The sequence below is a fragment of the Isoptericola sp. NPDC057653 genome, from assembly GCF_042799955.1.
Classification (GTDB): domain Bacteria; phylum Actinomycetota; class Actinomycetes; order Actinomycetales; family Cellulomonadaceae; genus Isoptericola.
Genome location: NZ_JBHVHP010000001.1, coordinates 2027875 through 2051824 on the forward strand (window position 1 = coordinate 2027875; position 23950 = coordinate 2051824).

A 23950-nucleotide genomic window follows, 5' to 3' on the forward strand; every position below is an offset into this window, starting at 1 on the left:
GGGGTGACGGACCTCACAGCAGGAGCGGTGCCGTGCGGAAGTTAGGCTCGCCTCACCATGTCTGACACGCAGCCTGAGGCAACCACCCCTCCCGCCCGCAAGCGCACCCCGCGGCACGCGACCGTCTCGGCCGTGCGCCGGCTCTCGCCGCACCTCGTGCGGGTCACGCTCACGGGTCCCGAGCTCGCCCCGCTCGATCCCACGGCGCACACGGACAGCTACGTGAAGCTGGTGCTCGGCGAGCTGGCCGACGGGCGCCCGCTGCTGCGCGCGTACACCGTGCGCGCGGTGCGGGACACGCCGGCCGGCACGGAGTGGGACCTCGACCTCGTGGTGCACGGCGACGAGGGCGTGGGCGGCCCGTGGGCCACGCGCGTGCGCCCGGGGGAGCCCGTCACGTTCATGGGCCCGGGCGGCGGCTACGCCCCGGATCCGGCGGCGCCGTGGCACCTGCTCGTCGGCGACGAGTCCGCCCTGCCCGCGATCGCCGCCGCGGTGGAGGCCCTGCCGGCCGGCGCCGTCGCGCACGCCGTCGTCGAGGTGCCCGGCCCCGAGGACGAGCAGCCGCTCGAGACGGCCGCGGACCTCACCGTCACCTGGGTGCACCGCGACGCCGGCGCGGGCGACCTCGCCGGCGTCGTGCGGGCCGCCGCCGGGGGGTTCCCCGCCGGCGCCCCGCACGTCTTCCTGCACGGCGAGGCCGACTGCGTGCGCGACCTGCGCCGCTGGGTGCGCACCGAGCTCGGCGTGCCGCGCGAGCTGCTCTCGGCGTCGGGCTACTGGCGCCGCGGCAGCGACGACGAGGGCTGGCGCGCGAGCAAGCGCGACTGGGCCGCCGCCGTCGAGCGGGACGACGCCGTGCTGGTCGGCTGAGCGGGCGCGGGGCCGGTCAGAGCCCCAGCGCCGCCCGCAGGTCGACCTTGATCCGGTCGAGCTTGCGGTGCGCCGCCACGCGCATCCTGCCGACGTCGATGGCGGACGCGTCCGGGTCGACCGGCTCGACGACCTCGAGGTAGCACTTCACCTTCGGCTCGGTGCCGCTGGGCCGCACGACGACGCGGGTGTCGTCCCCGCCGAGCAGCACGATGCCGTCGGTGGGCGGCAGCCCGTCGATGCCGTCGCCGAGGTCGAGGACCTGCGCGACGCCGGCCCCGGCGAGGGTGCGCGGCGGCGCCGAGCGCAGCCGCGCCATCGTCTCGGGGATCTTCGACAGGTCGTCGAAGCGGACGGACAGCTGGTCGGTGACGAACAGCCCGTTCTCGCGGGCGACGTCGTCGAGCGCGTCGACCAGCGTGCGGCCCGCGGCCTTCTCCCGGGCGGCGAGGAGCGCCACCAGCACCGCGGTGCTGAGGCCGTCCTTGTCGCGCACGCGCGCCGGGTCCACGCAGTAGCCCAGCGCCTCCTCGTAGCCGAAGACGAGCCCCGGGGTCCGCGAGATCCACTTGAAGCCGGTGAGCGTGGTCGCGTGCCCGACGCCGTACCGCACGGCGATCGAGGACAGCACGCGGGAGGACACCACCGAGCAGGCCACGACCGGGCCGTCGGACCCCTCGGGGGCGGGGACGTCGCCGCGCGCGATGCGGCGGACCGCCTCGCGTCCCAGCAGGGCCCCGACCTCGTCGCCGTGCAGCATGCGCCAGCCGTGCGAGCGGGCCGTCTCGGCGCCCTGGTGGGTGCCGTGGCTCGGGTCGTAGACCGCGACCGCGCACCGGTCGGCGTCGGGGTCGTTCGCGATGACCACGTCGGCGTGCGCCTCGGCGAGCGCGACGGCCATGTCGATCGCGCCGGGCTCCTCCGGGTTCGGGAACCGGACGGTGGGGAAGGCGGGGTCGGGGTGCAGCTGCTCCTCGACGGGCTGCACCTGGGTGAAGCCCGCGTCCGCGAGGACCCGCGCGAGCACGCGGCCGCCGACGCCGTGCAGCGACGTCGTGACGATGCGCAGCGCGGCCCGCTCCGCCGGCCCGGTCGACGTCCCGGCCCGCTCGGCGAGCGCGCGCACCGACGCGAGGTACGCGTCGACGACCTCGCGCCCGAGGACCGTCCATCCGGTCTCGACGCGCGGCACGCCCGACGCGGGACCGGCGGCGTCGATGCGCTCGGCGATGCCCGCGTCGTGCGGCGGCACGATCTGCGCGCCCTGGCCGGCGTCGGTCACCACGCGGCCGCCCAGGTAGACCTTGTAGCCGTTGTCCCGTGCCGGGTTGTGGCTCGCGGTCACCATGACGCCCGCGTCGGCGCCCAGGTGGCGCACCGCGAACGCGAGCACCGGGGTGGGCAGCGCCGACGGCAGGAGCAGCACCTCGGCGCCGGCCGCCGTGAGGACGGCGGCCGTGTCGGTCGCGAACGTCGACGAGCGGTCGCGCGCGTCGTACCCGACGACCACGCGCGGCGGCACGCCCGGCCCGAGCCGCGTCGCCAGGTAGGCGCCGAGGCCGGCCGCCGCCGTCGTCACGACCGCGCGGTTCATGCGGTTCGGGCCCGGCGCCATGGCGCCGCGCAGGCCGGCCGTGCCGAACTCCAGGTGGCCGTCGAACCGGTCGCGCAGCAGGCTCACCGCGTGCTCGCGGGTGCTCGCGCGCGGCGACGACGTCTGCTCGGCGAGGCGCGACAGCTCGGCCTTGTCGTCGTCGTCGACGTCGTGCCGGATCCAGCGCTCCACCTGGTCCAGCAGCGCGGACAGGTCGGTGGACCTCGCGGCGGGCTCGAAGGCCGGATCGTCGGTGTCCAGGCTCATCGCTGACCTCTCTCTTCGCGGGGCGTCACAGGGCCGTGACGATGCGGGCGAGCAGCTCGCTGATGCGCGGGCCGGCGGCCTGCCCGGCCTCCAGCACCTCCTCGTGCGACAGCGGCTGCGGGCTGATGCCCGCGGCGAGGTTCGTCACGAGGGAGACGCCGAGCACCTCCAGGCCGGCGTGCCGCGCGGCGATGGCCTCCAGCGTCGTGGACATGCCGACGAGGTCGGCGCCCATGAGCCCGGCCATCTTCACCTCGGCCGGGGTCTCGTAGTGCGGGCCGTGGAACTGGGCGTACACGCCCTCGGGCAGCTCGGGGTCCACGGTCCGGGCGATCTCCCGCAGCCGCGGGGAGTACAGGTCGGTGAGGTCGACGAACGTCGCGCCCTCGAGGGACGACGTGCCGGTGAGGTTGATGTGGTCGCGGATCAGCACCGGCTGGCCGGGGCGCCACGCCATGTGCAGCCCGCCGCAGCCGTTGGTGAGGACGACCGTCTCGCACCCGGTGGCGGCGGCGGTGCGCACGCCGTGCGCGACGCGGCGCACGCCCTTGCCCTCGTACAGGTGGGTGCGGCCGCCGATGACGAGCGCGTGCCGCACGGCGCCGTCGGGGCGCTCGACGCGCACGGAGCGGGTGGTGGCGGCGTGCCCGGCGACGGCGGGCCGCGAGAAGCCGGGGATCTCGTGCGTCGGGATCTCGGCGACGACGTCGCCGAGCAGCTCGGCGGCGCCGCCCCAGCCGGAGCCGAGCACCAGCGCCACGTCGTGGCCGGGCACCCCCGTCGCCTCGGCGATGTGGTCGGCCGCCGCGCGGGCGACGTCGAACGGGTCGGTGGTCGGGTCGTCGAGGTCCCCGACACTGCGGCTCGTGGTGCTCATGGTCCCGAGGGTAGTCCGCGCGAGGGCGCCGCGCCGCGCCGGCGCAGGTGCCCCGGGGGCCTGACACAATGGCACCCGTGCCCACCGTGAACACCCCTTCCCCGGACACCACCCCGGACACCCCGGCCTCGTCGATCGCCCCCACCCCCGGCGTCCCCGAGACCGACCCCCGAGCCCCGCACGTCGTCGTGGTCGGCGGCGGCCCGGGCGGCTACGAGGCCGCCCTCGTGGCCCGCCGGCTCGGCGCCCGCGTGACCGTCGTCGAGCGGCAGGGCCTCGGCGGCGCCGCAGTCCTGACCGACGTCGTGCCGTCCAAGACGCTCATCGCCACCGCCGAGTGGTTCACCACCGCGGAGCAGGGCCCCGAGCTCGGCGTCCGCGGCGAGGCCCCCGCGGGGGAGCGGCGCGACCTCGTCGACCTCAAGGCCGTCAACGCCCGCGTGCTGGCGCTCGCGGACGCCCAGTCGCGCGACATCCACGCCCGCCTGGAGCGCGAGGGCGTCGACATCGTCGCCGGCGCCGGCCGGCTCGACGGGCCGTCGCGCGTCGTGGTCACCGGCGCGGCGGGGGAGACGACGTCGCTCGACGCCGACACCGTGCTGCTCGCCGTGGGTGCCACGCCCCGCACGCTGCCCACCGCCGTCCCCGACGGCGAGCGCATCCTCACGTGGACGCAGCTGTACCGGCTCACCGAGCTCCCCGAGCGGCTGATCGTCGTCGGCTCCGGCGTCACCGGCGCCGAGTTCGCGGGCGCGTACCAGGCGCTCGGCTCCCAGGTGGTGCTGGTCTCCTCGCGCGACCGCGTGCTGCCCGGCGAGGACATGGACGCGGCCGAGCTGCTCGAGGGCGTCTTCCGCTCCCGCGGCATGACCGTCATGTCCCGCTCGCGCGCCGCCTCCGCCGAGCGCACGGCCGACGGGGTCGCCGTGACGCTCTCCGACGGCCGCGTCGTGGAGGGCTCCCACGTCCTCATCGCGGTCGGCGCCGTGCCCTCCACGGACGAGCTCGGGCTCGAGGAGGCGGGCGTGCGCCTCGCGGCCAGCGGCCACGTCGAGGTGGACCGCGTCTCGCGGACGTCCGTGCCGGGCGTCTACGCCGCGGGCGACTGCACCGGCGTCCTGCCCCTCGCGTCCGTGGCGGCCATGCAGGGCCGCATCGCGATGTCGCACGCCCTCGGCGACGCCGTCGCCCCGCTCAAGCTGGGGCACGTCGCGGCCAACATCTTCACCGGCCCCGAGATCGCGACCGTCGGCTTCAGCGAGGAGAAGCTGCGCCAGCGCGGCCACCGCTACGTCACCACCACGCTGCCGCTGGCCCGCAACCCGCGCGCCAAGATGCTCGGCATGCGCGACGGCTTCGTGAAGCTCTTCGCGCACCCCGACGCGGGCGTCGTGCTGGGCGGCGTCGTCGTGGCCCCGCGGGCCAGCGAGCTGATCTTCCCGATCACGCTCGCCGTCGCGCACCGGCTCACGGTCGACGACGTCGCGGACGCGTTCACCGTCTACCCGTCGCTGTCGGGCTCGATCGCGGAGGCCGCGCGCGTGCTGCACGGCCAGTCCGGCCCGCAGGTCGCCGACTGAGCCCGCGCGTCAGCGGCTGAGGCCGGCCGTCCCGTCGAGCCGCGCGCGCAGGGCCGGCCAGGCCACCGCGAACGCGGGCAGCAGGGGGAGGGCCGCGACCTCGTCGACGGCCACCCACCGCACCTCGAGGCTCTCGGGGTCGGCGGCGGACGGCGCGACGTCGGCCCCGGGCACGACGTCCGCGAGGACCGTCGTGTAGGCCCACGGCCCGTGGTCGAGCACGTGCGTGCCCAGGACGTGCACCGCGCGCGGCGGCACGGCGGCCTCCTCGAGGCTCTCGCGCAGGGCGCCGTCGACCGGGGTCTCGCCGGGGGCCAGTGCGCCGCCCGGGACGCCCCAGGTGCCGCCCTGGTCGGACCACGGCGCGCGGTGCTGCAGCACGACGTCCGTCACCCGCCCGGCCCCGCCGGGCGTCGCGCGGCGGGCGAGCAGCAGCCCCGCGGCGCCGTGCAGGCCCCAGTGCCGGTGGTCGCCACAGGTCACCCAGCCGTCCCCGGGGTGCCGGTGGAGCGTCTCGCGCGGAGGGAAAGGGCTGGGCACGCCGACAGGCTACAGGCGACGATGGCCGGGTGAGCGACGCCGGCACCGATGACTTCCGCCCCCGCCGTCCGTCTTCCCGACCCATGGAGGACGACCCCGTGACCACCGCCCCCGACGGCCGCCCCGACGACCGCCACGACGCCGCCGTCGACCCCGGCGACGGCCTGCCCGGCTGGAAGCGCGACGTCGCGATCTTCCTCACCGGCCAGACGGTGTCGCTGCTCGGGTCGATGCTCGTGCAGTTCGCCGTGATGTGGCACCTGACGATCGTCACCCGGTCGGGGTCGGTGCTGATGCTCAGCATCGTGTTCGGGATGCTGCCCCAGGCGTTCATGTCGATCTTCGGGGGCGTGTGGGCCGACCGGCACTCGCGCAAGCTGCTCATCATCGGCGCCGACAGCGCCATCGCGACCATCACGCTGGGCCTGGCGCTGCTCATGCTCTCCGGCGTCGACGACCTGTGGCTCATCTACGTGGCGCTGGCCGTGCGCTCCACGTTCGCCGGCATCCAGACGCCCGCGGTGAACGCGATGGTGCCGCAGATCGTGCCGGCGGCCCAGCTGATCCGCATCAACGGGATCAACCAGTCCATCCAGTCCGGGATGATGCTGCTCGCCCCCGTGCTGGCCGCCGCGATCTACGCGAGCTTCGACATCGTCGCGGTGTTCTTCGTCGACGTGGTCACCGCCCTGCTGGGGGTCGGGATGCTGCTGCTCGTGCGGGTGCCCCGGCTGGTGCGGCACGACGCGGCCGGCGCCGCCGCGGAGCGGCCCACCTACTTCGGCGACCTGGCGGCCGGGGTGCGGTACATCCGCGGCCACGGGGCGGTGAAGTGGCTCATGACGATCTTCGCCGTGACGATGGTGCTCATCGGCGCGCCGTCGTACCTCACGCCGCTCATGGTGACCCGCACGTTCGGCGACGAGGTCTGGAAGCTCACCACGAACGAGGTGTTCTGGGCGGCAGGCATGCTGGCGGGCGGGCTCGCGATGGCGCTGGTCGGCACGCGGGTCACGAACCGGGTGGCGCTGATCGTCGGCACCACCTTCGGCGCGGGCGTCTTCACGGTGGGCCTCGGCCTGTCCACGAACATGTGGGTGTTCTTCGTGCTCGGCCTGCTGATCGGCGTGATGTTCACCCTGATGTCCGCGCCCAGCATGGCGATCCTGCAGGAGACGGTGGAGCCCGAGATGCAGGGGCGCGTCTTCGGCTTCGTCGGCATCGTCATGACCGTGGCCATGCCGCTGAGCATGGTGGTGTTCGGCCCGCTCGCCGACCGCGTGTCCGTGCAGGTGCTCCTGGTGGTCGCCGGCGCGTTGCTCGCCGCGTTCGTCGCCGCGGTGCTGTCCGTGCCGTCGGCGCGACGGTCGCTCGCCGCGATCTCACGTCCCGTCGAGCCCGCAGAGCCTGCCGAGCCCGCCGAGGTGGTTCCCGACCCGCCGAGGTAGTCGAGCTCCGGACCGCCTCGGCGCGCGCCTCGACGGCCTCGGTCAGTCGACGATCTCGCAGATGGCCGCGCCGGCGGTGACGGTCGCGCCGGGGGCGGCGGACAGGGACCGCACGGTGCCGGCCTTGTGCGCCAGCAGCGGCTGCTCCATCTTCATGGCCTCGAGCACGACGACGAGGTCGCCCTCGGCCACCTGGGCGCCGTCCTCGACGGCGACCTTGACGATGGTGCCCTGCATGGGGGAGGCGAGGGTCGCGCCGCTCGCGGCGGCGGACGCGCGCGAGCCGTTGCGGCGGGCCGGGCGGCGGGCGGCGTTCGCGCGGCGCGCGCGGCCCGCGGCGACGCCGAGGCCGGCGGGCAGCACGACCTCGAGCCGGCGGCCGCCCACCTCGACGACGACGCGCTCGGCGAGCTGCTCCTCCGCGTCGTCGGCGTCGGGGACCGGGGCCGGGGCGGGGGCCAGGGTGCTGAGCTCGTCCGCGAAGTCCGTCTCGATCCAGCGCGTGTGCACGCGGAACGGCGAGCCGTCGGTCGGGACGAAGTCCTCGGCCTCCATCACGGCGCGGTGGAACGGCACGACGGTGGGGATGCCCGCCACCTCGAGCTCGCGCAGCGCGCGGCGGGCGCGCTGCGCCGCCTGCTCGCGGGTGGCGCCGGTGACGATCAGCTTGGCGATCATCGAGTCGAACGCGCCGGAGATCGTGTCGCCCTCGACGACGCCGGTGTCGACGCGCACGCCGGGGCCGCTGGGCCAGCGCAGGGTGCTGACGGTGCCGGGGGAGGGCAGGAAGCCCGCCGCCGGGTCCTCGCCGTTGATGCGGAACTCGAAGGAGTGGCCGCGCGGCGTGGTGCTCTCGTACCCGAGCGGCTCGCCCGCCGCGATGCGCAGCTGCTCGCGCACCAGGTCGATGCCGGTGACCTCCTCGGTCACGGGGTGCTCGACCTGGAGGCGGGTGTTGACCTCGAGGAAGGACAGGGTGCCGTCGGTGCCGACGAGGAACTCGCAGGTGCCGGCGCCGACGTAGCCCGCCTCGGTGAGGATGGCCCGCGACGCGCGGTCGAGCTCGGCCTCCTGCTCCGGGGTGAGGAACGGCGCGGGCGCCTCCTCGACCAGCTTCTGGTGGCGGCGCTGCAGCGAGCAGTCGCGGGTGGAGACCACCACGACGTTGCCGTGCGCGTCGGCGAGGCACTGCGTCTCGACGTGCCGGGGGCGGTCGAGGAAGCGCTCCACGAAGCACTCGCCGCGACCGAACGCCGCCACGGCCTCGCGCACCGCGGACTCGTACAGCTCGTCGATCTCGTCGGCGCTGCGGGCGACCTTGAGGCCCCGGCCGCCGCCGCCGAACGCCGCCTTGATCGCGATCGGCAGGCCGTGCTCCGCCGCGAAGGCGCGCACCTCGTCCGCGCCGTTGACGGGGTCGGACGTGCCGGGGACCAGCGGCGCGCCGGCGGCCTTCGCGATGTGGCGCGCGCTCACCTTGTCGCCGAGGGACTCGATCGCCGCGGGCGGCGGGCCGATCCACACCAGGCCGGCGTCGAGGACCGCCTGGGCGAACTGGGCGTTCTCCGACAGGAAGCCGTACCCGGGGTGCACCGCGTCCGCGCCGGAGCGGCGCGCGACGTCGAGCAGCTTGTCGACGTCGAGGTAGGTGTCGGCGGCGCGCTGGCCCTGCAGCGCAAACGCCTCGTCCGCGAGCCGGACGTGCAGGGCGTCCCGGTCGGAGTCGGCGTAGACGGCGACGGAGGCGATACCGGCGTCGGTGCAGGCACGGGCGATGCGGACGGCGATCTCGCCGCGGTTCGCGACGAGGACCTTGCTGATGGTGGGCACGGCTCACGGTAACGCGTGGTCCGCCGTCCTCCGGCACCCGCGGGGCGCCCGCGCCGAAGTCTGTGCCGGGTACCAACGCCGATCGGAGCCGTTTGGAGGGATCCCACATGGACTCGGCGGGTAGAGGGCGGGTGACGCGCCCCGTGTTGGTGGTTTCGGCAGGCCCGGCGGGGTGGGCGGCCGGTCAGCCGCGCAGGTCGCGCCAGGCCACGTCGATCTCGCCGAGCAGCTCGCGCAGCAGGGGCAGGCTGAGGCCGACGACGCCGTGGTGGTCGCCCTCGACGCGCTCGACGTAGGGACCGCCGAGCCCGTCGATGGTGAACGCGCCCGCGACCTGCAGCGGCTCGCCGGTGGCGACGTACGCGTCGATCTCCTCGTCGTCCAGGTCGGCGAAGTGCACGGTGGTCGCCGACGACGCGCCCAGGGTGGCGCCCGTGCCGCCGTCCTCGTCGTCGCGGACGTCGACCACCCAGTGGCCGGTGTGCAGGACGCCCGACCGGCCGCGCATCGCGCGCCAGCGGCGGCGGGCGTCGTCGGCGTCGACCGGCTTGCCGACGATCTCGCCGTCGAGCTCGAGCATGGAGTCGCAGCCCAGCACGAGGGCGGACGTCTCGTCCTCCACCTGCCGGCTCACGACCTCCGCCTTGGCCTGCGCGAGGACGAGGACGGCGTCCGCGGGGTCGAGGTCGCCCTCGGCCCGGGCGCGCGCGGCCGCCAGCACCGCGGGCTCGTCGACGTCGGAGACGACCACCTCGGGCGTGACCCCGGCCGATGCCAGGGTGGCCAGGCGGGCGGGGGACTGGGAGGCGAGGACGAGGCTCACGGTAGGCACGGGTGGCACCCTACCCACCGCGCCGCCGTCAGCCGCTGTGCAGCAGCAGGCTCGACACGAGCAGCACGACCGGGGACGCGAGCGTGGTCACGAGGATCGTGTCGCGCGCGAGCATCTCGCCGGTACGGAAGCGCGCGGCGTAGTTGTACACGTTCTGCGCGACGGGGAGCGCGGCGAGCGTCACGGCCGTGACGACCTCCGCGTCGTCGAGGCCGACGACGTACCGGGCGAGCACGAACGCGAGGGCCGGCATGACGACCGCCTTGAGCGCGGACGCGACCACCACGGCCGTCCGGCCGCCGGGCTGCTGGAAGGGGCGCGACCCGTGCAGCGACATCCCGAACGCCAGCAGGATCATCGGGACGGCGGCGCCGCCCAGGATCTCCAGCGGCGCGAGGACGGGCGCCGGCACGGTCCACCCCGTCAGCGAGACGACCGCGCCCGCGAGCGAGCCGAGGATGATCGGGTTCCGCACCGGCTGGCTCAGCACGAACCGCACCGACACCCGCCCGGACGTCTGGGCGTCCAGGACGAGCAGCGTCACGGGCGCGAGGACCAGCAGCTGCAGCAGGATCACCGGCACGACGGCGGCCGGGTCCCCCAGCACGTACACCGCCACCGGCAGGCCGATGTTGTTGGCGTTGACGTACCCGGACGAGACCGCGCCGATCGTGGCCTCCGCGGCCGGGCGCCGCAGCCAGAGCGCGTTGAGGACGACGAACACCCCGGCCACCGCCACCGCCGCCACGGCCTGCACGAGCAGCGGCGCCTGGAACAGCTCGCCGACGTCGGCGCGGGCGATGACCGTGAACAGCAGCGCCGGGCTGGCGACGAAGAACCCGATCCGGTTCAGCGCGGTCCGGGCGTCGGGCCCGCCGAGGCGCAGGCGCGCCGCGACGTACCCGACGGCGATGACCACGCCGATGATCGCGAACCCGGTGAGGATGCCTTCCATGCCGGAGGAGATGCGGGGCCGGGGTGCGCGCGCTCAGGCGCGGGGGTCGCCCAGCGCGCCCGTGAGGACGTCGAGCCCCACCGAGCCGAGGCTCAGCGCCCGGGCGTGGAACGCCCGCAGGTCGAACTCCTCGCCGCGGGCGCCGGCCGCCGACCGGGCGTCGTCGCGCGCCTGCTCCCACAGCCGCTGGCCCACCTTGTACGAGGGGGCCTGGCCGGGCCAGCCGAGGTAGCGGTTGAGCTCGAACCGCACGAACGACTCGGGCATGTTGACGTTCGCCCGGAGGAACGGCCACGCCTTCTCGGCGTCCCAGGTCCCGCCGCCCCACCGCTCGGGCGCGGGCTTGCCGAGGTGGACGCCGATGTCGAGCACGACGCGGGCGGCGCGCATCCGCTGCGCGTCGAGCATGCCGAAGCGGTCGCCCGGGTCGTCGAGGTGGCCGAGTTCGGCCATGAGGCGCTCGGCGTACAGGGCCCAGCCCTCGCCGTGCCCGGAGACCCAGCACATCAGGCGGCGCCACGAGTTGAGCGTGTCGCGCGCGACGACCGCGGCCGCGCACTGCAGGTGGTGGCCCGGCACGCCCTCGTGGTAGACGGTCGTCTTCTCGCGCCACGTGTTGAACTCCGTGACGTCGGCGGGCACCGACCACCACATGCGGCCCGGGCGGGAGAAGTCGTCGCTCGGCGGCGTGTAGTAGATCCCGCCGGTCTGGGTGGGGGCGATGCGGCACTCGATGGTGCGCACGGGGCCCTCGATGTCGAAGTGCGTGCCGGCGAGGTCCTCGATCGCGGCGTCGGCCGTCTCCTGCATCCAGCGGCGCAGCGCGTCCGTGCCGTGCAGGGTGCGGGCCGGGTCGGCGTCGAGCGCGGCGACGGCGTCCTCGACGCTCGCGCCGGCCCCGGCGATCTGGCGGGCCACGGACTCCTGCTCGGCCACGATCCGGGCCAGCTCGTCCAGGCCCCACTCGTACGTCTCGTCCAGGTCGACCTCGGCGCCGAGGAACTCGCGCGAGAAGCGCGCGTACCGCTCGCGACCCACGGCGTCGGCCTCGGGCGCCCGCGGGGCGAGGTCGCCCTCCAGGAAGTCGGCCAGGCGGGCGTAGGCGGCGCGGGCCGCGGTGGCGCCCCGCTCCAGCTCGGCTCGCACCAGGCTGCAGGCCGCCGACTCGTCGAGCACCGCGGCGGCGTCCTCGCCGCGCACCAGGCCGAGGAAGAACGAGTCGTCGCCGGCGAGCTCGCGCGACTGGGACACGCCCTCGCGCACCTGGCGGATCGCGGCGACCTGCCCGCGGCGGGCGGCCTCCGTCAGCGAGGCGACGTAGCCGTCGATCGCGTCCGGGACGGCGGCCAGCCGGGCGGCGACGTTCTCCCAGGCCTCGACCGAGCCCGTGGGCATGAGGTCGAAGACGTCGCGCAGCTCCTGCACCGGGGACGCGATGTTGTTGAGGCTGGCCAACGGCTCGCCCGCGTCGTGCAGCTCGAGCTGCAGCCCGACCCGCTCGCGCATCGCGGCGAGCGTGACCCGGTCGACGTCGTCGAGCGGGCCGCCGTCGCGCTCCGCCCGGTCGAGCTCGCGCAGCACCGCGCGGTCGCTCTCCGCGCGGGCGTCGTGGCCGGCGGGGGACAGGTCGGTCATCCGGTGGTCGTGGCCGGACAGCCCGATCGACGTGGCGAGCAGCGGGTCGAGCTCGGCGGACCGGGCGACGTACGCGTCGGCCACGGCGTCGATCGCGGACGGGGTGCGGGGCGGGGTGGGGGTGGTCACAGCGAGCAGCCTAGGACGTGCCCGCCCGCGGATCCCGCTCATTCCGCGGGGTACCGGTCGACCCGCGCCAGATGATCGTGTTGAGGGTGCCCTCGGGGGGCGGGGGTGCCGGCTCGTCGCGGAGCGTCGCGACCATCCGGGCCATCGCGGCCCGCCCCAGCCGCCGGTGGTCCACCTGGACGGTGGTGAGGGTGGGCTCGAGGTAGGCGCCGAGGAGGCTGTTGTCCCAGCCCGTCACGCTGAGGTCGCCGGGGATGGACCAGCCGCGCTCGCGGGCGCCCTGCACCACGCCGCCCGCGACGGTGTCGCTGGCCGCGACGACGGCGATGGGTCGGTCGTGCTCCGCCAGCGCCAGGACCGCCTCCCGCCCGGAGGTGGGGGACCAGTCGCCCTCGTGCACGAGCGCCGGGCCGAGCCCCAGGCGGTCGATCGTCGCCTCGAAGACGTCGCGGCGCCCGCGGGCGGACGCGAAGTCGAGCGCGCCGGTCACGTGGAGGAAGCGGCGGTGCCCGAGCGCCGCCAGCCGCTCGACGATCTCGGCGACGGGGGAGCCGTCGGCCAGCTCCCCGACGCCGCGGAAGCGGTCGTCGTAGTCCGCCGACGCCACGATCGCGGCGCGCGCGGGCACCCGGTGCGAGGAGCCCGGCGGGAGCGGCGCGAGAGCCAGGACGCCCTCCACCTGGCCGGAGTCGGCCAGCTCCAGCACCCGGTCGAACCGCTCCGCGGCCGTCCCCTCGACGCTGAAGGCCTCGATCGTGTACCCGTGCTCGTGGGCCACCTCCATCACGCCGCCGAGGATCTGGGGCGGACCGTAGGTGGCGACGGCGGGGAGCAGGACGGCGACCCGTCCGCTGCGGCGGGTGCGCATCGACCGGGCGGTGAGGTTGGGGCGGTAGTCGAGCTCGGCCACGGCGCGGCTCACGCGCTCGATGGTCTCGGGGCGCATGCGGGGGTCGTCCCGCAGGTATCGCGAGACCGTCTGGTGCGAGACCCCGGCCGCCTTGGCGACCTCCCAGATCGTCGCGCGCCGCTCCCGTCCCGACTGCTGCTCCGCCATGGCACGTCCTTGCTGGTCACCGCGCCGCCCTCGAGGCGCCGCCCGGTCATTCTGGCACGCCGCGGAGCGGATCGGCTCGGGGGAGATGGTTGCGGTGTGATCGATCACCTCCTACGGTGTCGCCCTGGAAGTGATCGATCACTTTTGCACCGGTGCGACCTGCGGACGTCGAGGTCCGATGCCGCCCGCTCGACGACGAGAGGACCGACCCATGGCTCCACGCCCACCCCTCCTGACCCGGGGGGACGGATGACGGCGCTCGAGGAGGCCGGCACCCGGCACCGGCCCGAGGCCGCACCCGGGCCCGACGGGGCACCGGGCGCCCCCCGCCCCCCGCTCCCGTGGTGGCGTCGGATGGTCCGCGACCGGGCGGTGCTGCTGCTGGCGCTGCCGGCGATGCTCGTCGTCATCGTGTTCCAGTACCTGGCGCTGGGCGGCAACGTCATCGCGTTCCAGGACTACCAGCCCTACCTCGGCATCGGGCGCAGCCTGTGGGTGGGCCTGGAGAACTTCTCGATCCTGTTCTCCGGGGACCCGGAGTTCCTGAGCGCGCTCCGCAACACGCTGGTCATCACGCTGCTGCAGACGGTGCTCGTCTTCCCCGCGCCGATCGTCCTCGCGCTGCTGCTGCACAGCCTGGTCTCGAACCGCGTGCGCCAGTGGGTGCAGTCGGTGCTCTACCTGCCGCACTTCCTGTCCTGGGTGATCGTCGTCGCCGTCTTCCAGCAGGTGCTCGGCGGGGCCGGGCTGATCAACAACTTCCTGCGCGCCCACGGGTGGCAGCCGATCGACGTCATCGGCAACTCGGACGCGTTCTACGGGCTCATCACCTCGCAGGTGATCTGGAAGGACACCGGCTGGGCGACGATCCTCTTCCTCGCCGTGCTCGCCGGGATCGACAAGTCGCTCTACGAGGCCTCGGCCGTCGACGGCGCCACCCGGTGGCGGCAGACCTGGCACATCACCCTGCCGGGGATGCGGCCGATCATCATCATGCTGCTCATCCTCAAGCTCGGGGACTCCCTCAGCGTCGGTTTCGAGCAGCTCATCCTCCAGCAGGACGCCGTCGGGCTCGGCGTCTCCCAGGTGCTGGACACCTACGTCTACAACCAGGGCGTCGTCGGCGGGTACTGGGGCGTGGCGGCCGCCGTCGGCCTGGTCAAGGGCGTGATCGGCCTGGTGCTGGTGCTCGTCGCGAACAAGGTCGCCCACGCGTTCGGCGAGGAAGGGGTCTACCGCGCATGACCATCACCCGAGAGCCCGCCGGCCCCACGGCCGTCGGCCCCGCCGCCCCGCGCACACCCGGCGGCAGGCGTCGCCGTCGCGCCGTCGTCGACGGAGTCGCCATGCCCGGCCCCGTCGAGCGCACCGCCAAGGGCGTCATCCTGACCGTCGCGTGCGCGCTGGTGATCCTGCCGTTCGTCGGGATCGTCTCCACCAGCCTCGCCACCCCCGAGCAGGTCACCGAGGCCGGCGGCTTCGTCCTCCTGCCGACGGGGATCGACCTCGGCGCCTACCGGATGATCTTCGCCGGCGGCGTCGTCACGCAGGCCCTGTGGGTCAGCGTGCTCGTCACCGTCGTGGGCACCGCGATCAGCCTGGCCCTCACGACCACGCTCGGCTGGGCACTGAGCCGCCGCGGCGCGTTCGGCGTCCGCACGATGCTGCTCCTGGTGCTGGTCAGCCTCCTGTTCAGCCCGGGCATGATCCCCAGCTACCTGGTGGTGCAGCGGCTCGGGCTGCTCGACAGCCTCTGGGCGCTGGTCATCCCGACGTCGGTCTCGGCGTTCAACGTGGTCGTCGTCCGCGCGTTCTTCGTGCAGCTGCCGCACGAGATCATCGACAGCGCCCGCATCGACGGCGCCACCGAGTGGCAGCTCTTCCGCCGCATCGGCCTCCCGCTGTCCAAGCCGGTGCTCGCGGTCGTGGGCCTGTTCTACGGCGTCGGCTACTGGAACGCCTTCTTCAGCGCCCTGCTCTACATCTCCGACTCGAGCAAGTGGCCGCTGCAGCTCGTGCTGCGCACCTACGTGGTCGACGGGGCGCAGCTCGGCTCCCAGGACCTGGGCATCGACGCCTCGTCCCTGCCACCGCAGACCTCCCTGCAGATGGCGATCCTCGTGGTCTCCGTCGTGCCCGTGCTCCTGGTCTACCCGTTCCTGCAGCGGCACTTCGCCAAGGGGATGCTCACCGGCGCGGTCAAGGGCTGACCCCGCCCGCCGCGCGCCGGCACCACGCACCACCTCGACCCATCACGCTCGACCTCACTCGACGAGGAGTTGTCATGTCTGACATCCGTACCATCGGCCGCGAGCCGTCCCGGCGGAACGTGCTGCTCGGGGGCCTGGGGGTGGGCGCGTTCGCCCTCCTCGCGTCCGCCGGCTGCAGCAACGAGGGCCGCGGCGGCGTGGGCGCGGTCTCCGCGGCCCAGAACTCGTCCGTGCTGCCGAAGTACATCCCGTACACCGGCGTTCCCATGGACATCAAGGGCACGGACGGCGTCCCCGACACCATGCTGCGGTACCCGGCGAGCCCGAAGAAGGCGACCAGCGGACAGCCGGGCGACGGCGAGGACGTCGGCGTGTTCGTCATGACGAACACCCCCGCCCCGCCCAAGCTCGAGAAGAACGCCTACTGGCAGGAGCTGAACGAGCGGCTCGGGTTCGGGCTGTCGGTCGCGCTCACGCCGAGCGGCGACTACTCCGACCGCTTCCAGACCGCGGTGGCGGGCGACCAGCTCCCCGACATCTTCGCGATGTTCTCGGGGGACATCCCCGGCCTGCCGAGCCTCCTCGAGGAGCGCGCCGTCGACCTCACCCCGTTCCTCGCGGGCGACGCGGTGGCGAAGTACCCGTTCCTGGCGAACATCCCCACCGAGAGCTGGCAGTCCTGCGTCTTCAACGGGAAGGTCTTCGCCGTACCGGTCCCGCGCGGCCCGGCGCAGAGCGGCGTGATGTACGCCCGGCAGGACTTCTTCGAGTCCGAGGGCATCGACCCGCAGGTGACGTCGTTCGAGGAGTTCTACTCCCTGTGCAAGGAGCTCTCCGGCGGGAACACCTGGGCGCTCGGCCGGGTGCCGCTCGGGTTCATCCGGCAGATGTACGAGATCCCGAACGGCTGGTCGGAGGAGGGCGGCACGCTCACCAGCGCGAACCTGCACGAGCGCCAGCAGGACGCGCTCGAGGCCGCCCGACGGCTCGTCGCCGACGGGTTCGTGCACCCCGACGGCGTCACCGCCGCGCAGCCGCAGCGCAAGACGTGGCTCGTGAACGGCACGATCCGCTTCCTCGACGACACGTTCAGCGCCTGGCCGGACTTCTCGAACTACCCGCTCGGGAAGGGCTTCACGCTGGCCGTCGTGCCGCCGCCGCTCGCCGAGGGCGGGGGCACCGCGGGCATCCACCTCGGTCCGCCGGTCCAGAACATCACGTCGATCAGCGCGAAGTCGGCGGACCGCGCCGAGGCGCTGCTCGACGTGATCAACTACCTCGCCGCCCCGTTCGGCACCGAGGAGCACCTGTTCAAGACGTACGGCGTCGAGGGCGTGCACTACGACCTGGACGGGACCGACCCGGTGCCCACGGAGAAGGGGCGCACCGAGGTCCAGCTCGGCCTGAAGTACGTGGTCGAGGGTCCGTGGGTGAACTTCCAGGCCGGTGACCCGGACGTCGCGCAGGCCGAGCACGACGCGCAGGCGCAGGTGGTGCCGCCCGGCGTGAAGAACCCGGTGCAGGGCCTGTTCAGCGACACGGCCAGCCGCAAGGGCGGGCAGATCGGCGAGAAGCTGGGGTCGGTGGAGACGGACATCCTCGCCGGGCGCCAGAAGGTCACCGCCTGGCAGCCCGCCGCCCAGGCGTGGGCCAAGGGCGGCGGCGACAAGATCCGGGACGAGTACCAGACGGCGCTCGCCGACCGCGAGAAGACGCAGGGCTGACCGGGCCGCACCCCGGCGGCCCCGAGCCGCTAGCCTCGACCACCGTGCACGAGGACGTGAAGAACACCGCCCCCGCCCCGGCCCCCGCACCCGACGGGCGGCCCGACCGGCCGCCGCGAGTCGTGGTCGCGCCCGACTCGTTCAAGGGCAGCGCCACCGCGACGCAGGTCGCCGAGGCGCTCGCCGCCGGGGCCCGCGCCGCCCTGGGCGAGGCCGCGCAGGTCCGCGCGGTGCCGTTCGCGGACGGCGGGGAGGGGACGCTCGACGCGATCCTCGGGGCGTGGGGCACCGACCCGCGCACCTGCGTCACGACCGACGCGCTCCGGCGCCCGACGACGGCCCGGTACGGCGTCTCGCCCGACGGCCGCACGCTCGCCGTCGAGGCGGCGGAGGCGTACGGCCTGCCGAAGGTCGCGGACGTCCTGCTGCAGCCGCTGGCGGCGACCAGCCACGGCGTGGGCACCGTGGTGCTCGCCGCGCTCGAGGCCGCGCCGGGGGCCGAGGAGGTCGTCCTGTTCGTCGGCGGCTCCGCCACGACCGACGGCGGCGCCGGGCTGCTGACGGCGCTCGGCGCGGGCCTGACCGACGCGCACGGCGCCGCGGTCGCGCCGGGCGGCGGCGGCCTGCGGGCGCTGGACCGCGTCGACCTGTCGGGCCTCGACCCCCGCGCCCGGGCGCTGCGGTGGCGCATCGCGTGCGACGTGGACAACCCGCTGCTCGGACCTCGCGGCGCGGCCGCCGTCTTCGGCCCCCAGAAGGGCGCGACGGACGCCGACGTGGCCGCGCTGGAGGAGGGGCTCGCGCACCTGGCCGATGCCCTCGCCGCGGCCACCGGCCACGACGCGCGCGACCTGCCGGGTGCCGGCGCGTCCGGCGGGCTGCCCGTGGGGCTGTCGGCCGCGCTCGGGGCGGAGCTGGTGCCCGGCGGCGAGCTGGTCGCCGACGCCGTCGGGCTCGCGGAGGCGCTGGAGGGCGCCGACCTGGTGCTGACGGGCGAGGGGCGCCTCGACGAGCAGTCGCTCCACGGCAAGGTCGTCGACACGGTGGTGCGGCTCGTCGCGGGGCGGGCCGCCGTCGTCGTGGTCGCGGGCGGCGTGGAGCTCACGCCCGCGCAGGTCGCGGACGCCGGGATCGCGGCGGCGTTCTCCCTCGCGCCGGGGCCGCGCACGCTCGCCGAGCTGTCGCGGGACGCCGTGGTGGAGCTGGAGCGCACCGCCGCGCACGCCTGCCGGCTGTTCGCCGCCGGGCGCGCGGCCCGCTGACCGGTCCCCGAGGGAGCGGTCAGCGACCCCCGGCGCGCCGGCGCAGGGCGTCCGCCCAGTCGCGGTGGTAGCGCGCCACGACCGTGTCCGTGCCCGGCGCCCACCAGACCGCCACCGGGTCGCCGTCGCGGGGCGGCTCGCTCTCGTCGTCGGACGGGCGCAGGAGGTGGGAGAACGGCTGGTCGTCCGTGCCGTCGTCGGTCGGGTAGGCGACCACGCCGCTGACCAGCAGGCCCGAGCTGGTCCGTCGCTCGCGCACCATGACCGTCCCGGTGACGGACCGCGCCCCGGCCGCGAAGGCCTCCGCGGACCGCGCCTCGGCGCCCTGGCGCTGGTCGTCGCGGTAGCGCACCAGCGCGGCGACGGCGGTGACCATGAGGCCGGCGAGCATGCCCATGAACAGCCAGAGCTCGAGCGTCCCGGACGGGTTCTCGACGGTGCGCCGCACCACGTAGAGGGCGACGCTCACCACCAGCGCGGGGGCCCAGAGCCAACGGCGCAGCCACCCGGGCCGCGGGGGAGCGGGGAACTCGTCGAGCGGGGCGTCGACGTCCTCGGCCCGGTCCACCTGCTGCCAGACGACGCTCACGACTGCAGGCTCCAGCGCCACGCGTCGGCGTTGTGACGGCCCCACCGGCCGCCGAAGTTCTTGGCCGTGACCCCGGCGCCGTTGCCGCGCACCGTGCGGGCGCGGTTGGTCCACTCCTCGACGGGCGCCTCGTCGTCGGGCAGCCCGGTCGCGGACGCCACCGCGGCGAGACCGGCCACCAGGGCGGCGACCTCGATGTCGTCGGGGCGGCCGCGGACCACGCGCACCTCGCCGGTCACCGCGGGCCCTCCTCGTCGTCCTCGTCGTCGGTGAGGTCGTCGTCGACGTCGTCGTCGCCGAACTCCACGGCGGCGCCGCGCGAGGTCGCCCACTCCGCGACCTCGTAGCCGCCGTCGAAGAGGCGCTGCGCCACGTCGGCGCCGGCCTCGTCGAGCAGCTCCACCACGCCGTCGAGGGTGACGGCGCCGCCCGGCGCGGGGTCGGCGACCACGAAGCCGAGGTAGAAGACCTCGGCCGGCACGGCGCCCTCGGGGGCGTCATGGGCGTGCTCGTCGTCCTCGTCCTCGCCCTCCCACACCGAGCTGGTGAGGTCGGGGTGCATGCCGAGGCCGTCGTGCAGGGCGTCGAAGACGCCGGCGTTGAGCTGGCCCACCTGGTTCTCCAGCGCGAGCACGCGCGGGTCCTCGTCGGCCTCGGCCGCGCCGAACTCGGCGCGCACGCCGACCGCGGTCTGCACGTACTCGTGCAGGGCGGCCGCCAGCGCGTCGACCGCGCGGTGCATCGGTTCGGGGTCCACCGACCCCAGCGGGGCCGGTCCGTGCGTGGCGTCCTCGTGGCTCATCGGACGATTGTCCCCCAGCAGGTCGGTCGGGTCACAGCGGGATGTTGCCGTGCTTCTTGGGCGGCAGGCTGGCGCGCTTGGTGCGCAGGGCCCGCAGCGCGCGCACCACCTGCACGCGCGTCTCCGAGGGGCGGATGACGGCGTCCACGTAGCCGCGCTCGGCCGCGTCCCACGGGTTGACGATCGCGTCCTCGTACTCGGCGACCAGCCGCGCGCGCTCCGCCTCGACGTCGCCGCCGGTCTCCGCGACCTCCTTGAGCGCCGAGCGCTGCAGGATGTTCACCGCGCCGGAGGCGCCCATCACGGCGACCTGGGCCGTGGGCCAGGCGAGGTTGACGTCGGCGCCGAGCTGCTTGGAGCCCATGACGATGTACGCGCCGCCGTACGCCTTGCGCGTGATGACGGTGACCAGCGGCACGGTGGCCTCGGCGTAGGCGTAGATGAGCTTGGCGCCGCGGCGGATGATGCCCTGGTGCTCCTGGCCGACGCCGGGCAGGAAGCCGGGCACGTCCACGAAGGTCAGCACGGGGAGGTTGAACGCGTCGCAGGTGCGTACGAACCGCGCGGCCTTCTCGGCCGCGTCGATGTCGAGCGTGCCCGCCATGGCCAGCGGCTGGTTGGCGACGATGCCCACCGACTGGCCCTCGACGTGGCCGAAGCCGATCAGCACGTTCTGCGCGAACAGCGGCTGCACCTCGAGGAACGAGTCGGGGTCGAGGACGGCCTCCACGACGGCGCGCATGTCGTAGGGCTGGTTGTCGCTGTCCGGGACGATCGTGTCGAGCGCCTCGTCCTCGGGCGTGACCTCGAGCACCGTCTCGTCCTCGGGCGGGAACGCGGGGGCGTCGCCGAGGTTGTTCTGCGGCAGGTAGCCCACGAGGTGGCGCGCGTAGTCGATCGCGTCGTCCTCGTCCGCGCCGAGGTAGTGCGCCACGCCCGACGTCGCGTTGTGCGTGCGGCCGCCGCCGAGGGTCTCGAAGTCGACGTCCTCGCCGGTCACCGTGCGGATCACGTCGGGGCCGGTGATGAACATGTTCGAGGTGCCGTCGGCCATGACGATGAAGTCCGTCAGGGCGGGGGAGTAGACGGCGCCGCCTGCGCTGGGGCCGAGGATGAGGGAGATCTGCGGGACGACGCCCGACGCCGCGACGTTGCGCCGGAACATCTCGGCGAACTGCGTCAGCGCGGCCACGCCCTCCTGGATGCGCGCGCCGCCGCCGTCGGAGATGCCGATGATCGGCACGCCCGTGCGCAGCGCGAGGTCCTGCACCTTGGCGATCTTCTGGCCGTGCACCTCGCCGAGCGACCCGCCGAAGACGGTGAAGTCCTGGCTGAAGACGCACACCTGGCGGCCGTCGATCGTGCCGTGACCGGTCACGACGCCGTCGCCGGCGACGCGCCGCTTGTCGAGGCCGAAGTTGCGGCTGCGGTGCATGGCCAGGGCGTCCAGCTCGACGAAGCTGCCCTCGTCGAGCAGCGCCTCGATGCGCTCGCGGGCGGTCTTCTTGCCGCGGGGGTGCTGCCGCGCCTTCGCCTTGTCCTCGGCGTCGGCGACGGCCTCGGCCCGGCGGCGCTCCAGGTCGGCGAGCTTGGCGGCGGTGCCGGGGCGGGGGGCGGCCTGCTCCTGGGCGGCGGTGGCGTCGTTCACCCGACCGACCCTAGTTGGTGGGTTGCCACGCATCGATGCGCGACAGGCTGCGCCCGGCCGCCAATCTTTGGAGGGACTCCACAAAGGGCCTGCGGCGGGGGGATGCGGCACGATCGGAGCGTGAGCCACGACCGCCGCCGCGCCCCCCTCGACGTCCCCGCCCTGCGCCGCGCCCTGCTCGCGCCGGCCGGGCCGCTCGCCCGCCTCGACGTGGTCGAGGTGTCCGCCTCGACCAACACCGAGCTGGTCGGTGCGGTGCGCGCCGCGCCGGGCGGGTGGCCCGCCCCCGCGGCCCTGGTGGCGGAGCACCAGGCGGCCGGCCGCGGCCGCGCCGGCCGGTCCTGGGAGACCCCGCCGCGCGCCGCCCTCACCGTCTCGGTGCTGCTGCGCCCGCGGCTCGCGGCGTCCGGCCTGGGCTGGCTGCCCCTGCTGGCGGGCCTCGCCGTCGCGCGCGCCGTCGACGCCGCCGGGGTGGAGGGCGCCGCGCTCAAGTGGCCCAACGACGTGCTGCTGCCCGCCGCCGACGTCGCCCCCGGCCTGGGCCGGTACCGCAAGGTGGCCGGGGTCCTCGCCGAGGTGGTGCCGGGCGTGCCGGGCGTGCCGGGCGTGCCGGGCGCGCCCGGGCCCGCCGTCGTCGTGGGCGTGGGGCTGAACGTGGACCAGTCGGCCACCGAGCTGCCCGTCCCGACCGCGACGTCGCTCGCCCTCGCCGGGGCCGAGGCGGACCGCGGCGTCCTGCTCGACACGCTGGTGCGCGAGCTCGCCGGGCTCACGGCGGAGCTGGAGGCCGCCGGCGGCGACGCCGCGGCCGCCGGGCTGGCGGAGCGGTACGCGGCGGCGTCGGCCACGCTCGGCACGGCGGTGCGTGCGGAGCTCGCCGGCGGACGCGACGTCGTGGAGGGCGAGGCCGTGCGGGTCGCCGCCGACGGCGCCCTCGTCCTCGCGACGGCGGAGGGGGAGCGGACGGTGACGGCCGGCGACGTGCACCACCTGCGGGCCCAGCCGGGGCACAGGTGACGCTGACTACAGTGGGGGCGTGACGAGCGACACCACCACGGGACCCGACCGGCCGATCGACGACGAGGCGAGGCCGTCCGGGGACACGGCGGCCCGGCTGGACGAGGAGATCCTCGGCGGCCCGCGCCGCTACACCCTGTCGGACCTCGTGGAGGGCACCGGCCACTCGCAGGAGTTCATCGAGAACTACTGGCGCTGGCTCGGACTGCCGGTCACGCACCCCGCCGAGGTCGGCTTCACCGACGCGGACATGGAGGCGCTGCGCGAGATCGGCGAGCTCGTGGACTCCGAGCGGCTCGACGAGCAGGCGCAGATGACCCTGATCCGCTCGCTGGGGCACACCACCGACAGGCTCGCCCTGTGGCAGGTGGAGGCGTTCGTCGAGCACCTGAGCCGCCGCGACGGCCTGGACGACGTGAGCGCGCGGCTCGCCGCCCTCGACCGCGTGCCCGACCTTGCGGACCGGCTCTCCCGGCAGCTGGAGCACGCGTGGCGCCGCCAGCTCGCGGCGCTCACCGGGCGCCTGGCCACGGAGTTCGGCGGCGCCCGCGGCACGCACGCCTCGCACGCCGACGAGCTGCCGCTGCCGCGCGCCGTGGGCTTCGCGGACATCGTGTCGTTCACCAAGCGGACCGCGGGCCTGGGGTCGCAGGAGCTGTCGGAGTTCGTGCAGCTCTTCGAGTCGCGGGCGCGCGACGTCATCACCGAGGCCGGCGGCCGCGTCGTGAAGACCATCGGCGACGCCGTGCTGTTCGTGGCCGACGACGTGACGACCGGCGCCGAGGTGGCCCTGGGCCTGGCGGCTCCGCACGCCACGGAGGCGGAGATCCCGGTGCGGGTCGGGTTCGTCTGGGGGCGGGTGCTGTCACGGTTCGGCGACGTGTTCGGCTCCGACGTCAACCTCGCCTCGCGCATCACCGAGCTCGCGGAGCCCGCCACCGTGCTCGTGGACCCGCACACGGCGTCCCTGCTCGCGTCCTCGTCCCGCTACGCGCTGACGGCGCAGCCCGCGCAGGAGGTGCAGGGCATCGGCGAGATCACCCCGGTGCGCCTGCAGCGCGCGTACACCGGGGCCTGAGCC

General features: G+C 75.0%; 21 protein-coding genes. 9 read left to right on the forward strand and 12 right to left on the reverse strand.

Features of this window, described 5'->3' with window-relative positions:
- Positions 1-57: 57 nt before the first annotated feature.
- On the forward strand, positions 58-873 hold the full coding sequence (locus ACFU9A_RS09200; protein WP_430574927.1) for a siderophore-interacting protein: 816 nt from the start codon (positions 58-60) through the stop codon (positions 871-873).
- A 16-nt stretch (positions 874-889) separates the two neighbouring features.
- Here ACFU9A_RS09200 and ACFU9A_RS09205 read toward each other — a convergent pair whose 3' ends face one another.
- Together ACFU9A_RS09205 and ACFU9A_RS09210 are read right to left on the reverse strand one after the other, a co-directional pair.
- Positions 890-2734 carry a phospho-sugar mutase gene (locus tag ACFU9A_RS09205; protein ID WP_430574928.1) on the reverse strand — a complete coding sequence of 615 codons (1845 nt, stop codon included), beginning with the start codon at positions 2732-2734 and terminating at the stop codon, positions 890-892.
- Between the two features lie 25 nt (positions 2735-2759).
- Positions 2760-3611 carry a purine-nucleoside phosphorylase gene (locus ACFU9A_RS09210; RefSeq protein WP_430574929.1) on the reverse strand — a complete coding sequence of 284 codons (852 nt, stop codon included), beginning with the start codon at positions 3609-3611 and terminating at the stop codon, positions 2760-2762.
- 134 nt (positions 3612-3745) lie between these two features.
- On the opposite strand from ACFU9A_RS09210, the gene ACFU9A_RS09215 reads away from it, so the two are divergent.
- Complete coding sequence (locus tag ACFU9A_RS09215) at positions 3746-5191, forward strand: NAD(P)H-quinone dehydrogenase (protein ID WP_430575366.1); 1446 nt, start codon at positions 3746-3748, stop codon at positions 5189-5191.
- Positions 5192-5200: 9 nt separating this feature from the next.
- On the opposite strand, the gene ACFU9A_RS09220 is transcribed toward ACFU9A_RS09215, so the two are convergent.
- On the reverse strand, positions 5201-5731 hold the full coding sequence (locus ACFU9A_RS09220) for an NUDIX domain-containing protein (RefSeq protein ID WP_430574930.1): 531 nt from the start codon (positions 5729-5731) through the stop codon (positions 5201-5203).
- 98 nt (positions 5732-5829) lie between these two features.
- Here ACFU9A_RS09220 and ACFU9A_RS09225 point away from each other — a divergent pair, with 98 nt between their 5' ends.
- Positions 5830-7179 carry an MFS transporter gene (locus ACFU9A_RS09225; RefSeq protein WP_430574931.1) on the forward strand — a complete coding sequence of 450 codons (1350 nt, stop codon included), beginning with the start codon at positions 5830-5832 and terminating at the stop codon, positions 7177-7179.
- 42 nt (positions 7180-7221) lie between these two features.
- Here ACFU9A_RS09225 and ACFU9A_RS09230 read toward each other — a convergent pair whose 3' ends face one another.
- The 5 genes from ACFU9A_RS09230 to ACFU9A_RS09250 all read right to left on the reverse strand — a co-directional run bounded on the left by ACFU9A_RS09230 (position 7222) and on the right by ACFU9A_RS09250 (position 13617).
- Positions 7222-9009 carry an acetyl/propionyl/methylcrotonyl-CoA carboxylase subunit alpha gene (locus ACFU9A_RS09230; RefSeq protein ID WP_430574932.1) on the reverse strand — a complete coding sequence of 596 codons (1788 nt, stop codon included), beginning with the start codon at positions 9007-9009 and terminating at the stop codon, positions 7222-7224.
- 184 nt (positions 9010-9193) lie between these two features.
- Positions 9194-9841 carry a Maf family protein gene (locus ACFU9A_RS09235; protein WP_430574933.1) on the reverse strand — a complete coding sequence of 216 codons (648 nt, stop codon included), beginning with the start codon at positions 9839-9841 and terminating at the stop codon, positions 9194-9196.
- Positions 9842-9869: 28 nt separating this feature from the next.
- The gene (locus ACFU9A_RS09240; RefSeq protein WP_430574934.1) at positions 9870-10796 is read right to left on the reverse strand and encodes an AEC family transporter; all 927 of its coding nucleotides are present in this window, start codon (positions 10794-10796) and stop codon (positions 9870-9872) included.
- A 33-nt stretch (positions 10797-10829) separates the two neighbouring features.
- A complete protein-coding gene (locus tag ACFU9A_RS09245) occupies positions 10830-12602 on the reverse strand; it encodes a DUF885 domain-containing protein (protein ID WP_430574935.1) in 1773 nt (590 codons plus the stop codon).
- Positions 12571-13617 carry a LacI family DNA-binding transcriptional regulator gene (locus ACFU9A_RS09250; RefSeq protein WP_430574936.1) on the reverse strand — a complete coding sequence of 349 codons (1047 nt, stop codon included), beginning with the start codon at positions 13615-13617 and terminating at the stop codon, positions 12571-12573. Before ACFU9A_RS09250 ends, ACFU9A_RS09245 begins: the two co-directional genes overlap by 32 nt.
- A 249-nt stretch (positions 13618-13866) precedes the next feature.
- Between ACFU9A_RS09250 and ACFU9A_RS09255 the strand changes: the two genes are divergently transcribed.
- From ACFU9A_RS09255 to ACFU9A_RS09270, 4 genes are all read left to right on the forward strand, one after another.
- The gene (locus tag ACFU9A_RS09255) at positions 13867-14862 is read left to right on the forward strand and encodes an ABC transporter permease (protein WP_430574937.1); all 996 of its coding nucleotides are present in this window, start codon (positions 13867-13869) and stop codon (positions 14860-14862) included.
- Entirely contained in the window at positions 14859-15827 is a 969-nt protein-coding gene (locus tag ACFU9A_RS09260) for a carbohydrate ABC transporter permease (RefSeq protein ID WP_430574938.1), read from the forward strand. The genes ACFU9A_RS09255 and ACFU9A_RS09260 overlap by 4 nt, the downstream gene beginning before the upstream one ends.
- Before the next feature lie 74 nt (positions 15828-15901).
- The gene (locus tag ACFU9A_RS09265) at positions 15902-17551 is read left to right on the forward strand and encodes a hypothetical protein (RefSeq protein ID WP_430574939.1); all 1650 of its coding nucleotides are present in this window, start codon (positions 15902-15904) and stop codon (positions 17549-17551) included.
- 44 nt (positions 17552-17595) lie between these two features.
- The gene (locus tag ACFU9A_RS09270; RefSeq protein WP_430574940.1) at positions 17596-18813 is read left to right on the forward strand and encodes a glycerate kinase; all 1218 of its coding nucleotides are present in this window, start codon (positions 17596-17598) and stop codon (positions 18811-18813) included.
- A 19-nt stretch (positions 18814-18832) separates the two neighbouring features.
- On the opposite strand, the gene ACFU9A_RS09275 is transcribed toward ACFU9A_RS09270, so the two are convergent.
- From ACFU9A_RS09275 to ACFU9A_RS09290, 4 genes are read right to left on the reverse strand one after another with little or no spacing between them, the layout of a single operon-like run.
- Positions 18833-19402 (reverse strand): hypothetical protein, encoded by a 570-nt coding sequence (locus ACFU9A_RS09275; protein WP_430574941.1) that lies wholly within the window; start codon positions 19400-19402, stop codon positions 18833-18835.
- Positions 19399-19641 (reverse strand): acyl-CoA carboxylase epsilon subunit, encoded by a 243-nt coding sequence (locus tag ACFU9A_RS09280; RefSeq protein WP_430574942.1) that lies wholly within the window; start codon positions 19639-19641, stop codon positions 19399-19401. The genes ACFU9A_RS09275 and ACFU9A_RS09280 overlap by 4 nt, the downstream gene beginning before the upstream one ends.
- On the reverse strand, positions 19638-20204 hold the full coding sequence (locus ACFU9A_RS09285; protein WP_430574943.1) for a hypothetical protein: 567 nt from the start codon (positions 20202-20204) through the stop codon (positions 19638-19640). Before ACFU9A_RS09285 ends, ACFU9A_RS09280 begins: the two co-directional genes overlap by 4 nt.
- Before the next feature lie 31 nt (positions 20205-20235).
- Complete coding sequence (locus tag ACFU9A_RS09290; RefSeq protein WP_430574944.1) at positions 20236-21852, reverse strand: acyl-CoA carboxylase subunit beta; 1617 nt, start codon at positions 21850-21852, stop codon at positions 20236-20238.
- Between the two features lie 120 nt (positions 21853-21972).
- On the opposite strand from ACFU9A_RS09290, the gene ACFU9A_RS09295 reads away from it, so the two are divergent.
- Positions 21973-22869, forward strand: a complete 897-nt coding sequence (locus ACFU9A_RS09295; RefSeq protein ID WP_430574945.1) for a biotin--[acetyl-CoA-carboxylase] ligase — start codon at positions 21973-21975, stop codon at positions 22867-22869.
- A 19-nt stretch (positions 22870-22888) separates the two neighbouring features.
- On the forward strand, positions 22889-23947 hold the full coding sequence (locus tag ACFU9A_RS09300) for an adenylate/guanylate cyclase domain-containing protein (RefSeq protein ID WP_430574946.1): 1059 nt from the start codon (positions 22889-22891) through the stop codon (positions 23945-23947).
- The last annotated feature ends 3 nt before the right edge of the window (positions 23948-23950 follow it).